Genomic DNA, 15,558 nt, shown 5'->3' on the forward strand with positions numbered 1-15,558 from the left:
AAAAGTTTTGTTACGAGTAGTAACAGACGGATTGATTCAACCATCTTCTTCCCTAGTCTACCCTTGTTGACTTGCCTTGCTGCAACCCCAGTGGGGTTCTTTATCTATACAATCAAATTGAGAAGCCAGTCACAAAATTTAAGCTTTCTCTAAGTACTAGATATAGTCGTCTCTATAATGTCATACCTACCTCCCGCTGCGGCCTCGCTGTCTGAATCGACAGCACTCAGAACGGGCACTTCTTGTCGCGTGCCTACTTCTACATCCAGACTCACCCGCCTACTTAACCATCTCCAGCCTTCCCCAGAAACAATGGTATTGATTTTGGCGGTGCTGATTGGAGGTGGAACGGGGATGGGTGTGGTCACGTTTCACTATTTGATCGAGCGGATCCACAGTTTGATGTTAGAAGATCTGATGGGTCACATCTCGGTTTGGGGTTCCTGGAGTTTAGCCTGCGTTCCCACTATCGGCGGATTGCTCATCGGACTAATGCGCTGGCGCTTGCAAGACTTTGGGCCGAGCATTTCTACTTTAATCGCCGCCACTGAGGACGCAAAACTTGCTTTGTCGCGGGAACTCAGACCCGTTACGAAGATGGTGGCAGCTGCGATTTCTCTCGGAACTGGCGCTTCTTTGGGGCCAGAAGGTCCTTCTGTGGAAATCGGCGCCAATTTTGGCATGTTAGTGGGTCAAGTGCTGCAAGTGTCCCGCGAACGCCACCGCCTGCTGTTGGGTGCTGGGGCGGCAGCTGGTTTGGCAGCTGGTTTTAACGCCCCTATTGCGGGCGTTTTTTTTGCCCTGGAGTTGGTTTTGGGCACAACTTTTGCCACTTCAGCCGTGAGCGTGGTGCTGCTAGCTGCCGTTGTAGCGGCGTTGGTTGCCCAAATTGGATTGGGTGCCCAACCTGCTTTTAGTTTGCCTGCCTATGACGTTCGCAGCCCTCTAGAATTGCCTCTTTATATGGTATTGGGTTTGCTCGCCAGTCTGGTATCTCTCACCTATACCCAAGCAATTCAACTGGCGCAACGCTGCTTTCGCGGTCAGGTAGCAGGGTTTGGCTGGTTGGGTCGTATTCCACGATACATTCATCCTGTAATTGGGGGACTCGGCGTCGGGTTGGTGGGTTTGCAGTTGCCCCAAATTCTCGGCATCGGTTACGAAACCGTTGGCGCGATGCTGCAAGATGTGAAATTTTCCCTCCAGTTGTTGCTGCTTTTGCTAGTCGTCAAGTTAGTGATGACCGCGTTTAGTTTGGGCAGCGGATTGGTGGGGGGTGTGTTTGCTCCCGCGATGTTTTTGGGTGCTTCTTTGGGGGCAGCTTATGGAAAAATTTTGCCCTTATTGCTGCCTGGGTTAAGCCTACATATTGCCGCCCCACCCGCTTATGCCATGGTGGGAATGGCGGCGGTTTTGGCTGCTAGCGTCCGCGCTCCTTTAACGGCTATTTTGTTATTGTTCGAGATGACGCGGGACTATCGCATTGTTTTGCCTTTGATGGCGGCTGTGGGTTTAAGCGTGTGGCTGGTGGATACCATTAAGTCAAAGTCAACGGTAAATAAGGGCTTAAATCTGCAACAAATGGGCGTGAATGTGGAGAAAGACCAGAATCTGGAACTTCTAAAACAAATTCCAGTTTCGGCGGCGATGCTTAAACCTCGCCTGATGCTATCTAGCAGTTGCAGCGTCTTAGAAGCCGGTTTGGCGATGACGAACGAGCGCTGTCACACTGCTTTAGCAATCGATGATGATTTAAAACTAATTGGTCTGGTCACGCTTCAGGATATCGATCGCGCGATCGCTGCTTCCGAATCCGATGCTTCTACAATCAATTTAGTCGATTTAACCCTCGCTGCGATCTGCACCAAGGATCTCCTCTATGCCTATGCAGATGAGCCGGTTGCTGATGCTTTAGACCGCATGGCAGCGCGAGGTTTGCATCAGCTTCCCGTGGTTGAACGCGACAACCTCAAACGGATTTTAGGCTTACTCGAAAAAGAAGGAATTACCCTGGCATGCGACGTTGCCGTTACTACTCGAGCAATTAACCGCTACCTCTCCCCTCCTGCACGAACTACCCAGGAGTTGCCTTTACCCAAACTCACCCAAACTGCCTGAACCTTTCAGGTATCCCTTGACCAAGTTATTAGTTTTTTGTAGGGTGGGCGAATGCTCACCCTACAACTTTTAGGGGAATTTGTCTTTGCTTGGGCATAGATAAGCAAACTATTCCCTTGCTGTACGCCTTGCCACACGGTATTTGGCGCTTAGGTCTTGAAGGTTGCGGTTGCTCTGGGCGAGATCGTAGCGGTGTAGTCTTTATTCCTCGTCTAGTTCGATCTCGTCTCCACCGATTTGTTTGAGACGAATGTGCTTGCGTCCCAAGGAAATTTCAAACTCATCTCCTGGTTTCAGCCCCATCTGTTTGGTGTAAGCCGAACCAATCAATAAGTTGCCGTTGGACTGGACGCTGATTCGATAACTTGCACTGCGTCCGCCGCGACCATTACCGCCTTGTTTGCTGTCTAACTGAATCCCCTCGGCATCAATCAGGGCATTCAAGAATTTCATCATGTTTACCCGCTCTACACCGTTTTTAGTCACGGTGTAGTAGCCGCAGGCTTTGGCTTTTTCCTCTTTGCTGAGATTTTCTAGCTCTTTGACTTTTCTCAGGAGAGCTTCCCCTTCTAGGGTTTCGATCTTTTGTGTTTTTGGCATTAACTTCTCTCTACAACAAATCCATCAAGTAATTTATAGTATCTTACTTTAGCTGAAATTCACACTGGTTGATATGAAGCTTTAGCTTTATATCAGCTTACACCCCTATGTTAGCCCTCGAAGGTAAAGTTCTTTAAAGATTGACTGGGGTCTGTTTAGTAGCATCTTTGTTGAATTAGGGTGAGGGAGGAGCGAGAGCGAGAGGGAAAATACTCGCGCCCAGTTCCTGGCAGATTGGTATGACCATCGCTGAAGCTGATGCTGGGCAACAGAAAGCCGTTTGTGAAGGAAACGATCCTCAACTTGGTGGATGATAGACAAAGGAAGGTTTTGGTTACCGTAGCTCGAATGAAACTGACAACGAGGGCGCACTATAGTGTAAAGGCACTACTAGATTTGAGTTTACAGCCGGGATATGGCCCGACTTCTGTAAAAGCGATCGCTCGTCGCCAAGATATCCCCGCTCCCTATCTGGAAAAATTACTGATCGAGATGCGTCGCGCTGGGTTAGTTAACTCGGTTCGCGGCGCCCTGGGAGGATATCAATTAGCTCGTCAACCTGGCAAAATCTCTTTAGGACAAATTTTAGAAGCGGTGGGAGAAACGATCGAACCCCTACCTCACCACACTGCGGATGCAAAAGCAACTGAAGATTGGGTAACGCTGACCCTGTGGCGACAGTTGCACCAAAAGCTAAAAGATGCTCTCTATAGTATTTCCCTAGAAGATCTTTACTACGATGCCCGCAGTTGGCAAGCTGCTTGTGGGGAAGAAACAAGTTTTGTTGTTTAGCAATCGCTAATCGGTAATGGGTTATGGGTTATGGTTAGTGGGAATTACCTGGTTCTAGCGATCGCTGCCAGTCTAGATTACCTGATTGGCGATCCTTGGGGATGGCCTCATCCAGTGCGAGGGATGGGATGGATAATATATCAGTTTGTTCGAGGCATTGTAAATGATCCGGTGGCAAGAGAAGAGGCTTATTTTACCAAAACAAGGATAATAACTCACCGAATCAGGGGCATCGTTTTAGCAATTGTACTGGTAATGGGTAGCGGCGGCTTGGGTTGGATAATTGTTCAAGCTGCTAGATTTATACATCCTTTATTGGGTGTGGCTCTCGAAAGCATAATATTGGCAAGCTGTTTTGCAGCGAGGAGTTTGAGAGATGCTGCGGATGATGTTTTACAACCCCTGACTCAAGGAGATCTAGCGAAAGCACGTAAGACTTTAAGTAATTATGTCGGTCGCGATACAGAAAATTTATCTTCATCAGAAATTTTACGGGCAGTGTTGGAGACGGTGACGGAAAATGCGACCGATGGAGTAATGGCACCGCTATTTTATGCGCTCGCTGGCTGTTTTATCCCCATGGTGGGTGCTGCACCCCTTGCTTTGGCTTATAAAGCTGCCAGTACCCTCGATTCAATGGTGGGTTATAGCGATGCACCTTATACATATATAGGATGGTTTAGCGCCAAAATGGAGGACGTTTTAACTTGGCTTCCTTGTCGGTTAACGGTATTGACTTTAGCGCTTTTATCGGGTAAGCCTGGTTATGTTTTGCAAGTATGTCGGCGAGATGCAACTGCCGATCCGAGTCCGAATTCGGGTTGGAGTGAATGCGCTTATGCTGCTGTATTGGGCGTGCAGGTGGGAGGGATAAATTTCTATCGGGGAGTGGCGAAGCACAAACCGCTTTTGGCAGAAGCTATTCATCCGATTACGTCAGAACGAATACAGCAGGCGACTCGCTTGACGAGGAATTGCTTTTTGATTTGGTTAGGGCTCGCGCAAACCGCGCTCATCTTGCTTGCTTGGCTTTAAAATGAGATAGGATTTCCCAGGTTGAACCGCATGGTGACGATAACATCCCAAGAAATTGCTCAGTATCGTTCGCAACTATCAGCTGATCCCGACGCCCTCAAAGCTTTGGATGTAATTGAAGACTGCGAGGGAGATCTGGAAGATGCAGCGATCGCCTTGGCAATTGGTGCGGGACAACAACCAGACACATCCGATAATTGGTTAGCGCTTTTAGCCAAACGGTGTCGCGTTCCCATCTGCGAAAAAGATTTTAGGGAAGATTTATTAAATGGCAACTGTACAAAGGCAGTAGAATATCTGAGTTCGACGAAACTTTGCCCCGAACTGTTGGTAGCGCCAGTGGTAATCTACGCGATCAAGACAGGGGTGAATCAGTTTTGCGAACCTTTGGAATATAAGCTTTGATGCTCAAGAAACCGGGTTTCTCCGAAAAATATTCGGTTTGGCAACCAGAGATCCCAAGCAGAAACCCGGTTTCTCAGCTCCAGCAACCGGGTTTCTCGGAAAAATCTTCGGTTTGGCAACCAGAGATCCCAAGCAGAAACCCGGTTTCTCAGCTCCAGCAACCGGGTTTCTCGGAAAAATCTTCGGTTTGGCAACCAGAGATCCCAGCTTGAAACCCGGTTTCTCAGAATCAACCCAAGAGCGTAATATTCGATGCTGTTGGTTCGGCATCAAGGCGGACAATATCGACAGCACTACCAGCAGCATTTGCTACCGGATCGTAACCCAAATACCGATTTCCACCACTCGTGTAGAGGTAGAAAACTGGGTTGGCAGAACTACCTCGTTGTGTAGCTAATGCTGCATCTACCTCGCTAACATTAGCAAACGAAAGATTGGGAGCGAAAACGATCAGGTTATTGCCGCTAATGTCTGTACCGTTAGCATTCAGACTCGTAACGGTTACAGATGTGAGATTAGAAATATTGCCGAAGCTGGATCTGGCAAATTGCAGTTGGTCTTCATCAGGAGCAAAGCCTGCGATCGCATCTACAACACCTGGTGCTGGAACGTTCCCCCATGCAATAATATCAGCCCCGCCACCCGGAGTGATAATTTCAACAGTATTACTGTCTCCCCGAATGGTGTCCGCACTCGCGCTTCCATCAATGCGAGTTCCATTTGTCACCGTTGCACCAATTACAAAATCAAACGGATTTTCATCGGTGTCATCGTTATCAAACGACAAAACTCCTTCCAGATTCCCTGCCGCTGTAGTATTAACTTTTACCGTAAAAGTCAATTCTCCATTCGGTGGAATTGTAGAGGGAAAATCGCCTTCCAAACGGAAACCATTAGGCAGTTGTAAATTACTCAAACTTACCGGGAATAAGGCGCTTGTATTTCTGAGCGTGAAGGTTCTAGATAAGTTTCCACCCAGCAAAATACTGCCGAAGTTCAGAGCTGTTGTAGTACCATCCACCGTGTCAGTAGTACCATCAAGGATTTCGATTTCCCCACTAGATGGCGTTGTGGATGATTGATTTACCGTAGCTTTGAGGATGAAATTAAACGGATTTTCATCGCTATCACTCGTATTAAAAGAAATCGTTCCTTCCCGATTAGCTGGGGTGGTTGTATTGACATTAATCGTAAAAGAACCCGTTGCATTTGGTGCGATGGTTGCCGGAAATTGCCCTTGTAAACTAAACCCTTCTGGCAAGGTGAGATTGCTCAAAGTTAGTGGAGTGGTACTGGGATTTCTCACCGTGAAGGTTTTGCTTAAGTTTCCCCCCACATTCACGTTACCCAAGTCGAGGGGTGTCGAGTTCCCATCGGCGAGTGAGGTAGTACCATCAAGGATTTCGATTTCCCCACTAGATGGCGTTGTGGATGATTGATTTACCGTAGCTTTGAGGATGAAGTTAAACGGATTTTCATCGCTATCATTGGTAATCAAAGAGAGATTACCTTGAAGATTACCTGCCTTGGTTGTATCGACTTTGAGGGTGAATGTTTGCGAACCATTAGGTGCGACAGTTCCAGGTACAGTTCCTACTAAACTGAAACCTTGTGGTAAAGTCCAACCACCCAAGTTGAGAATATCTGTGGTGCTGACATTTTTGATGGTAAAGGTTTTGGTTAAGTTAGCACCCACATTAACGGGGGCAAAAGTAATGCTTCCGGTATTATCAGTAATTTCCGTTGCCCCATCTAATACGCTAATCTCTGCTTTGCTGGATGAGGATGAACCGTCATTATCGATAATTGTGAGGACGGCAGTATTTTGCCCTCCAATTGTCGCTTTACCTGTAGCATCGGATAAAGTTAAAATGAGGGTTTCGTTATCTTCTGCAACCGGATCGTCGGCAATGGGAATGTTGACAGTTTTGGGCGCAGTATCTCCATCACCCCAGTTAATGGTGATGATGCTGTTATCGTAATCTATGGCATCTCCTAAACCAGATGCGCCGCCGATTGCAGTACCGCCATTTAGTAGCACTTGGACGCCAATTGCACCGCTACTACCATCGGTGCGATTGATGTTTACGGAGGCGATCGCTTTCCCGTTTTCATCGACGGCAAAGTCGGGGTTGCTAAATTGAAGGGTTCCCGCTTTCGATGCTAGGGATGGAGTGGTACTACTATCTGCGATGGCAACAATTGCCGTCTTCGGCGGTGCAACCGTTGCGCCATTAAACGGAAAACCTAACGCTAAATTAAACGTTTCCTCGCCTTCTACTAACTCATCTTTGGCAATGGGAATCGTCACGGTTTTGACGATTTCTCCCGGTGCAAAGTTAATCGGCAGCGGGTTGAATTTGTAGTCATCGGGTGCTTTGGCAGTGCCATCGCTGGCGAACAAGGTAGCACTTACCGCTTGATTAATACCACCCGTGCGATTAATTGTTACGCCAACTTCACCACCGTCTTCAGTTGTACGATAAATCGGTTGGCTAAACGACAAGTAATTATCGATGCGGATTGTAGAGTAGGTGAAATTAGCTTTGGTCAGATTGCTGAAATCAAATCCTTTTAGATTTACCAAATACTCGCCAGTGACTTTATCCTGAATCAGAGTATTGCCTGCATTTTCACCGCTACCTTGAATAATGTTGAGGTCTTCATAAGTGAGTCCGCCAGTTAAGGCAATTAAATCTAAACCCTGACCGAAATCTGCAATCAAGTCGGCATCGGTAATCGTAGAACCACCTGTAGATTTAAACCCATCTCTATCAGTGCGTCTGCCAATGACAAATACATCATCGCCGCTACCGCCACTGAGAGTATCTGCACCTAAATCTCCCCAGAGAACATCGTTATTTTTGTCGCCAAAAAGTTGGTCGTTATCTTGACCGCCGAATAGAGTATCGTCGTTTTGACCTGCATAAAGAATGTCTCTGCCTTCGTTACCATGAACGATATCTGATTGTTGATTACCAAATAGCCGATCATCGCCTTTTAAACCATAAACAGTGTCGTTTCCTAGTTCGCCGTAAACAACATCGGTACCATATCCGCCAAATTCTGCTTCTGGTCCAGTACCGCCATATAATTGATCCTCGCCATCACCGCCAAAAACCGTGTCGTTGCCTAAATCGCCAAAAATTGTATCGTTGCCTGCATCGCCCGCAACAATGTCATCTTCCTGACCGCCACGCAGCATATCATCGCCGCTATCGCCACTTATTAAATCTTTGCCTTGGTTACCCTGAAGGTAATCCGATTGTTCGTTGCCAAATAACAGGTCATCGCCACCCAAACCATAAAGCGTATCTTTTCCTATTTCGCCAAACAAAACATCCCTGCCACTACCACCAAAGTTTCCTTCTGGTCCAGTACCGCCAAATAATATGTCATCATCGGCGTTACCAAAGGCGGTATCGTCACCTAGATTGCCAAAAATCGTATCGTTGCCTTTTTTACCAACAAAAACCTCATCGTTTTGACTGCCAGTCAAGCTATCAGGGTTTTCTGTTCCAATAATTGCATTGTTACTGTTGATGCTCATTGCTTGTTGGCTCAACAATGGGTCATTCTTTAAAAGTTCAAAAATTCTATTCTCCAGATTTAAATTCATTAAAGAACCGTTCTTATCGGTTGCTTGAAAAGCAGCCATTTTTGACTCCAATTTGGTAGATACACAGTGTTTAGCCTACCGAAGGCTTGGAGTGTTTACTTCATCATTTGTACAGATATTTGGTGCGCCTATAATCGTCAAGTTTATTTTTGCTTCTCTCTAAATGCAGGTTGAGTATCTACCTCAAGAAATAACATACAAATTTTATTAAAAAATAATATAACGGCTAGGGTTGCTTTATTATTTAGGTTTGACGACAAATAAAATTGATAAAATTAAAACATCTCAGTTCGATTTTTGATACTCTTGGGCAGGCACCGACGCCTACCCCACAAGAAAAAATGCTCTGTTGTGGGAGGTGCAGGAAACCGGCAGGCACCGACGCCTACCCCACAAGAAAAAATGCTCTGTTGTGGGAGGTGCAGGAAACTGGCAGGCACCGACGCCTACCCCACAAGAAAAAATGCTCTGTTGTGGGATGGGCATCCTGCCCGTCAGAATCATTTTTGCCAGAAGTCTATTGTTTTAGGGGCAATGACTAATTTGATATGTTATTACTTCAAATCAAGCAAACCGCTGTCTTTGAGTTTAGGATTAAAGCGAATTTCGGTTTGAACGCCACGGCTTTTTAATTCGGCAATAATTTCAGCCTCAACTCGTCGGGCGACATTTTTTAATATCTTAGATTGCGCCAATTCCTCACCCGCAGCAGTAGCATAATTCGCCTGTTCTTCAGGCGTCATCAGAGGTTTGACATTAATAGATTGCGTCCATTTCGCTTCATCGGTACTATTTCCAGAGGGAGTCGTACCATTTTCCGCAATCCAAGCAGCCTGGATATTTTCTAGAATTGTGCGGTTAGGGCGGTCAATGGTTTGGACTTTCACCCAATAGCAGAGTTGGGGTTGACGCACCAAATGCTGTTTGAGGCTGAGATAAACATCGCGAGAATAGCCGATAAATTGCAGGACTTGGTGGCGATCGCATATCGCGTAGGCGCCTACTTTCCCTTGTAATTGTGCGGGCAGTTGCCCGGTTTCGTCAATATAAGGGATAAACTCTAAACCGGCGAGGGAGGGAATAGTTTCGGTAGTCATCGGTTAGTTTTTAGCTAATTTTTCGATAAATGGCACAAAGGCGGCTGGGATTGAATATCTTAGCTTTGAACATAAAGTTAGGTGGTACGTTAATAATTGCGTACTCGTCGGATTGGTGATACATTTCAAATTCAGCAGGCATCCCTTTAGGCGTTGTCGTACTGTAGGGAACCGGCTGAAACAACAATGAGGTAAACTCAACGCGCGAGCATTTAAGTTGTTCGCCAATTTGGGAAAGAAACGCTTCTCCCGTCAATAAGGCGAACAGGGTGGCTTTGGCTTCCGCGTCGAGGGCGACAGTGCCATCAAAGTTTTCGACTATCTTGAGAGCCATAGGGACGATGGGTTAAAGCTTAAAGCTGCTACTTGGATCAGCGTATGGGATTGGGTGCGCGACGTGGTATAAAGAATTGTAAAATTGGCGGCGAGGGCGATCGCTAAGAACCGCGCGTGTTATTCTAGCTGCCTAGAGGGAGCAGCGTTTGCAGCGCGCCTGACTCGTCTAAATTGTTATTGGTTAAAGGTTGCTGGGTATGAGCGATCGCATTCAAACCGAATTAGTAATTGAAGCAGGTCGCACCGAAAGCCAGTATTGGAAAGATTTGTGGCGATATCGGGAGTTATTCTACTTCCTAGCATGGCGAGACATTCTGGTACGCTACAAGCAGACAGCAATTGGCATAGCCTGGGCATTGATTCGACCTTTCCTAACAATGGTTGTTTTCACGGTAGTATTTGGCAACCTAGCCAATTTACCATCTGAAGGCAATGCCCCTTATCCAATTTTGGTATTTGCAGCCATGCTACCCTGGCAATTTTTTGCCAATGCACTTGCCGAATCCAGTAATAGCTTGATCGGTAACGCTAACTTGATTTCCAAAGTTTACTTCCCCCGCTTGATTGTGCCTGCTAGTTCAGTGATTGTCAGCTTTGTAGATTTCCTAATTTCTGGGATGATATTGTTAGCGCTGATGGCTTGGTACAACTTTGTACCCAATTGGCGCATAGTGACGCTACCGCTGTTTATCTTAATTGCTTTTGCCGCAGCGATGGGAGCAGGACTGTGGCTAGCTGCACTCAATGTAAAATATCGTGATTTTCGATATATTGTGCCGTTTATCGTGCAGTTTGGCTTGTATATCTCTCCTGTTGGTTTTAGCAGCAACATTGTCCCCCAACAGTGGCGATTGCTCTACTCTTTAAATCCGATGGTGGGGGTCATTGATGGCTTCCGCTGGGCTATATTGGGTGGAGAGTCCAAACTTTACTGGCCTGGATTTACCCTATCTTTGGGATTAGTTGCTTTATTGTTTGTCAGCGGTGTATTATACTTTCGCAAGACCGAACGCACGTTTGCAGACGTTATTTAGGCAGGAAGCGATCGCGTGTCTGATACCGTAATTCGCGTTGAAAATCTAGGTAAAAAATACATCATTGGGCATCAGAAGCAGGAGCCTTACAGGTCGTTGCGAGACGCAATGGCTAATGGAGTTAAGCAATTAAGTCGCCAACTGCTTAAGCCTTCCTATGGTCAAAGCACTTTAAATCAAAGCTCTGAAGAATTTTGGGCATTAAAGGATATTTCTTTCGAGATTAACCAAGGCGATCGCGTTGGTATAATTGGTCGTAACGGTGCCGGAAAATCAACCCTATTAAAGATTTTAAGCAGGATCGTAGAACCAACCACTGGGCGGATTTGGCTCAAAGGGCGAGTCGCAAGCTTATTAGAAGTGGGAACTGGCTTTCACCCAGAATTGACGGGTCGAGAAAATATCTATCTTAATGGTGCTATTTTAGGGATGAGCAAGGCAGAAATCAAAAAAAAGTTTGATGATATCGTAGGGTTTGCGGAAGTAGAAAAGTTTTTAGATACCCCCGTGAAGCGGTATTCTTCAGGAATGTATGTGCGCCTTGCCTTTGCAGTAGCTGCTAATTTAGAACCAGAAATTTTAATAGTAGATGAAGTGCTAGCAGTAGGAGACATTGAATTTCAGAAAAAGTGTTTAGGCAAAATGGGGGAAGTGAGCAGAGAGGGACGAACTGTACTATTTGTCAGTCATAGTATGGGAGCAATATCCTCGTTAACAGATAAGGTTTTTTGGCTAAACCAAGGAACTTTGAACCTGAGTGGGGACACAACTAAAGTTGTTACGAGTTATCTGAATCAAGGTTATCAACAAGTATCGGTATGGGATGCCTCCCGCTTGAATAGAAATCCCCTACAGATTTTACGAGCTGAAATTTGCTCGGATGAGGATTTAATCGACGTGAGAAAAGGATTTACGATTATCATTGACTATGTAGTTCGTCAAGTCATCTTTGGTGGAGTTGTCGCAGCTATTATTCATGCCTTGGATGGAACTCCTTTAATTAGTACAGAAGATGTGGATACTAATCTAGAATTACTGAATAAACGCCATCCAGGTAAATATAGAACTTCTGTAAAAATTCCGGGAGATTGGCTAAACGCTGGCATATATATGCTGAGATTAGTTTCTACGATTCCTTACCAAATCGAGTTTGATAATATCGAGGCATTTCGTTTTGAAATAACAGAAACAGGTAACCCCAAAATCAGGGCGCACAAGCAAGCCTACTTTCTACCCTATATAGACTGGGAGCAGAAAAAAATTGATGAGTACAAGGAAGCAGAAAAAAATTAATGAAGAAGTATTGCTCGAGATAAAGCAGATATAGTAAATAGGAAGAATAAAGTTATGATCAAGATATTAATTACAGGGGGAAGTGGATTCGTTGGCTCTAATCTGGCTCGATTTTTTGCCAAACGTAAGTCAGTGTTTGTCAGCAAATTAAGTGCGCCTATAGCTGCGGATTTACTATCATCCGTCGCCCAGCCAGTGTCATTAGATGTGCGGGATGCCAATGCAGTATTTACTAGATTTGAAGAGGTATTGCCAGAGGTAGTAATTCATGCTGCGGGCAACAAAAATGTCAAGTATTGCGAAAATCATCCCGATGAAGCCTACGAAACCAATGCGATAGGAACCAAGAACGTAGCTCGTGCCTGCCGCAACATTGGGGCGCGGATGATTTATATTTCCACCGACTTAGTTTTTAGTTGCACAGACGGAGGCTATAAAGAAACAGACGTACCACAGCCCAGTTTAGTTTATGGGAAAACAAAATTGCAAGGAGAAGAATTAGCTCAACAGGAATTAGACAAAGTAGCAATTTGCAGAAGTGGTGGAATTTACGGCAAGGCTTCGCCTCTATTAAAGTGGTTATCAGCACAGATCGAAGCTGGTCAAACGGTGGAATGTTTCGCTGACGTACTTAACACGCCAACTTATGTGAATAACTTGGCGGAGATGATAGAAGTAATAATCCAGCAACGCTTAAGTGGTATATTTCATACAGTAGGACGAGAGCGGGTGAGCCGCTTCCAGTTTTTTCACTCTTATGCCAGTATCTTTGGACTCAATACCGAGCTAATCTCTCCTGTAGAAGCAGGCGATCGCAGAGAGCAGATGTTACTACAACCAGATGCTTCTCTTTCGATTGAGCAAACATCTGCAATTCTGGGAGTCAATTTTAATTCTGTAACAGAAGGATTATCTCGGTTAAAGTTAGCAGGTGGCGTGTAATGCCAAACATTTATTAGGAGCGTGCTGGGAGCAAGTAATAACCATGACTTCTGTAAGCGATCGAACAATCAATTTACCAATTTGGCGAGTTAAGTTTTTTGAAGATTTAAAACGCTCGGTACAACTAGAAGGTAAAAAAGTATTGGAAATCGGTTGCGGGGATGGAGCAATTGCCAAATTAGTGGCAAGGCAGACAAATCCTCAGTTTGTCTATGGGATAGATCCCTATTCTTATGCGATTTACCCAATTTATGAAGAAGAAAAATTAATGTGTCTGAACCTGAACGCAGACAATTTATTATTTCCGAATAGCTATTTTGATGTAATTTTTTCCCACAATGTTTTTGAACATATTTTAGATTTGCCACAGGCGTGGCAGGAAATCAAAAGAGTTTTAAAACCGGGAGGCATCTTTTATACTCATTTTGCTCCTCTATGGACTCATGCTTACGGACACCATTACTATGATGAAACCGATGAAAGTTTCTCTTGCATAATTCCCCCCTATGGACATTTGTACATGAAGCCAGAGCAAATTAATCAATTGCTCAAAGCCAATACCACATTACGAGAAGAACGGAAAAAAGCGATAAGATTTATATTTGGAGATGTTTGTAATAAAATGTTTCCATCTGAGTATAGAAAAGTTTTCCTGTCAAACGATGATTTTAAAATAGAAGAGTATTTAGAGATAAAACAGCATCATCACAATCGACCAATTCCTCAAGAGGTGCTTGAGAAATACCCGTATGTACCAAAAGAAGATTTTGAAATATCGGGAATCACTGTCAAAGGAGTAAAATTATACCATACTCAACCAGACAGTGAATCTTTGAAAGAAATTTATAGATTTTACGCCTATTACACAGAGTCCCAAAATAAAAAAGTGCTGCGGCGGTTATCAATCAAAATAAAAAGTATTTTTAGTGGGTAGTGATGGATGAAAATGGAAAAATGCTATGTTAATTAATCGAGGTAAGCCAAGCCAGAGGGTAAGATGAAAAAACTGTCTCCTTATATGAGAAAAGCAGATGCTCGCGGTGGATTCTGGGGAATTACGCGGGAGAGTTGGGCTGAGATTAACTTTGTGGAAACAGCAGGCAACCAAGTACGCGGGAAGTATTACCACAAGGAAACTTATGAGCTTTTTTTTATTAGATGAGGCGAAATTGAAATTGAAATTGATAACTTGCGCTCGGGGGAACAGATTGAATTTTGTGATAAAAAAGGAGATGTGTTTATCATCGATCCCTATGAGATGCACAATTTCCGAACTAAGACAGATTCCCAATGGAGCGATATGCTATCTAAGACGCTAAACTTAGAAAATCCTGACTTTCATAGAGAATGAGGCAGCTTTATGGGGCGTAAGTGGAAGATTGGGTTACGTTTGTTTCATATCAACACACTGGATGTCAGCAAGCCTGGTAACGTTCATGGTGACGAAGTAGTAGCGCGCGGCTGGGAGAAGTATCTATTGAGGCGCGACGATGTTGAGTCAGTGTATGTGTATGGAGCGAGTGGAGCGATCGCAGAAGAACTAGATGTCCTGATTCACTTCAATCCTTTCTTAGAATTACATCCTAAAGTGAAGAATATTTTATATCTCCAAAACGCTTTTGCTAAAGAAAAATATCCAGGAGGAACATCAGGAGTTTTTCAGGAAGTTAAATCCAAATTTGATGGTTACTTATTCACCAGCCAAAAGTTGATGGAAGTATGCGCTAACGGGGCGGTTGTTCCTTTTGCTACCGACCCCGAATATTTTTATCCGCAACCATCAGAGGTTTACCAACATCCTGTATCCTTTGTAGGGAATGATATTAGAGGACCTATCGTGAACCTACGCTACTTTGTACCCGCCATACCCTTTGGGTTGACGATTTATGGAAATCTGTGGTCTGAACCCTTATCGCAAGTTTGGAAAGGCAAGTTGCCAATGCCCGATCTACCTAAATTATATACAAGTAGCTTGATTAATTTAAACGCCCATATTCTAGAACATATTGAATTGGATACGATCAACTTAAGAATTTACGACATCTTAGCTTGTGGCGGTTTCATCCTATCTGACTATGTAGAGTCCATATCATCTATGTTTGGAGATGCTGTCGTGTGTACTGAAGGATATGAAGACGAGTGGGCAAAATTAGTTCGTTATCTAGCCGACCCGGAGGAGCGACAACGGCGCAGTCAAGAGGGACGTAAAATTGTTCTGAACGACCATACTTATAGGAACCGCGTAGAAACTTTAATCAATTATTTGCAGCAAGTTTTGTAGTTATTT

At 44.7% G+C, this 15,558-nt stretch carries 14 protein-coding genes; 10 read left to right on the plus strand and 4 right to left on the minus strand.

Annotated features, from left to right (window positions below):
• Positions 1-177: 177 nt before the first annotated feature.
• Positions 178-2,118 (plus strand): chloride channel protein, encoded by a 1,941-nt coding sequence (locus ACE1CM_RS36780; RefSeq protein WP_374883885.1) that lies wholly within the window; start codon positions 178-180, stop codon positions 2,116-2,118.
• A gap of 201 nt (positions 2,119-2,319) precedes the next feature.
• Here ACE1CM_RS36780 and ACE1CM_RS36785 read toward each other — a convergent pair whose 3' ends face one another.
• On the minus strand, positions 2,320-2,718 hold the full coding sequence (locus ACE1CM_RS36785) for an AbrB family transcriptional regulator (RefSeq protein ID WP_374883886.1): 399 nt from the start codon (positions 2,716-2,718) through the stop codon (positions 2,320-2,322).
• A gap of 348 nt (positions 2,719-3,066) precedes the next feature.
• Between ACE1CM_RS36785 and ACE1CM_RS36790 the strand changes: the two genes are divergently transcribed.
• From ACE1CM_RS36790 to ACE1CM_RS36800, 3 genes are read left to right on the plus strand one after another with little or no spacing between them, the layout of a single operon-like run.
• Entirely contained in the window at positions 3,067-3,510 is a 444-nt protein-coding gene (locus ACE1CM_RS36790; RefSeq protein WP_374883932.1) for an Rrf2 family transcriptional regulator, read from the plus strand.
• A 30-nt stretch (positions 3,511-3,540) separates the two neighbouring features.
• Positions 3,541-4,545, plus strand: coding sequence for an adenosylcobinamide-phosphate synthase CbiB (gene cbiB / locus ACE1CM_RS36795; RefSeq protein WP_374883887.1), 1,005 nt, complete (start codon positions 3,541-3,543; stop codon positions 4,543-4,545).
• Between the two features lie 30 nt (positions 4,546-4,575).
• Entirely contained in the window at positions 4,576-4,950 is a 375-nt protein-coding gene (locus ACE1CM_RS36800; RefSeq protein WP_374883888.1) for a hypothetical protein, read from the plus strand.
• A gap of 229 nt (positions 4,951-5,179) precedes the next feature.
• Here ACE1CM_RS36800 and ACE1CM_RS36805 read toward each other — a convergent pair whose 3' ends face one another.
• The 3 genes from ACE1CM_RS36805 to ACE1CM_RS36815 form a co-directional block, all read right to left on the minus strand.
• Positions 5,180-8,608 carry a choice-of-anchor D domain-containing protein gene (locus ACE1CM_RS36805; RefSeq protein WP_374883889.1) on the minus strand — a complete coding sequence of 1,143 codons (3,429 nt, stop codon included), beginning with the start codon at positions 8,606-8,608 and terminating at the stop codon, positions 5,180-5,182.
• A 515-nt stretch (positions 8,609-9,123) separates the two neighbouring features.
• The gene (locus tag ACE1CM_RS36810) at positions 9,124-9,666 is read right to left on the minus strand and encodes a GIY-YIG nuclease family protein (protein WP_374883890.1); all 543 of its coding nucleotides are present in this window, start codon (positions 9,664-9,666) and stop codon (positions 9,124-9,126) included.
• A gap of 10 nt (positions 9,667-9,676) precedes the next feature.
• Positions 9,677-10,000: a hypothetical protein gene (locus tag ACE1CM_RS36815; RefSeq protein ID WP_374883891.1), complete on the minus strand. Its 324-nt coding sequence runs from the start codon at positions 9,998-10,000 to the stop codon at positions 9,677-9,679.
• Positions 10,001-10,199: 199 nt separating this feature from the next.
• On the opposite strand from ACE1CM_RS36815, the gene ACE1CM_RS36820 reads away from it, so the two are divergent.
• The 6 genes from ACE1CM_RS36820 (at position 10,200) to ACE1CM_RS36845 (ending at position 15,552) form a co-directional block, all read left to right on the plus strand.
• Complete coding sequence (locus tag ACE1CM_RS36820; RefSeq protein WP_374883892.1) at positions 10,200-11,036, plus strand: ABC transporter permease; 837 nt, start codon at positions 10,200-10,202, stop codon at positions 11,034-11,036.
• 15 nt (positions 11,037-11,051) lie between these two features.
• On the plus strand, positions 11,052-12,329 hold the full coding sequence (locus tag ACE1CM_RS36825; RefSeq protein ID WP_374883894.1) for a polysaccharide ABC transporter ATP-binding protein: 1,278 nt from the start codon (positions 11,052-11,054) through the stop codon (positions 12,327-12,329).
• Between the two features lie 54 nt (positions 12,330-12,383).
• A complete protein-coding gene (locus ACE1CM_RS36830; RefSeq protein ID WP_374883896.1) occupies positions 12,384-13,271 on the plus strand; it encodes an SDR family oxidoreductase in 888 nt (295 codons plus the stop codon).
• Positions 13,272-13,314: 43 nt separating this feature from the next.
• On the plus strand, positions 13,315-14,205 hold the full coding sequence (locus ACE1CM_RS36835; RefSeq protein WP_374883897.1) for a class I SAM-dependent methyltransferase: 891 nt from the start codon (positions 13,315-13,317) through the stop codon (positions 14,203-14,205).
• Between the two features lie 63 nt (positions 14,206-14,268).
• The gene (locus ACE1CM_RS36840) at positions 14,269-14,433 is read left to right on the plus strand and encodes a hypothetical protein (protein ID WP_374883898.1); all 165 of its coding nucleotides are present in this window, start codon (positions 14,269-14,271) and stop codon (positions 14,431-14,433) included.
• 198 nt (positions 14,434-14,631) lie between these two features.
• The gene (locus ACE1CM_RS36845; protein ID WP_374883899.1) at positions 14,632-15,552 is read left to right on the plus strand and encodes a glycosyltransferase; all 921 of its coding nucleotides are present in this window, start codon (positions 14,632-14,634) and stop codon (positions 15,550-15,552) included.
• The last annotated feature ends 6 nt before the right edge of the window (positions 15,553-15,558 follow it).

This window comes from Microseira sp. BLCC-F43 (genome assembly GCF_041929235.1).
GTDB lineage: Bacteria > Cyanobacteriota > Cyanobacteriia > Cyanobacteriales > Aerosakkonemataceae > Microseira.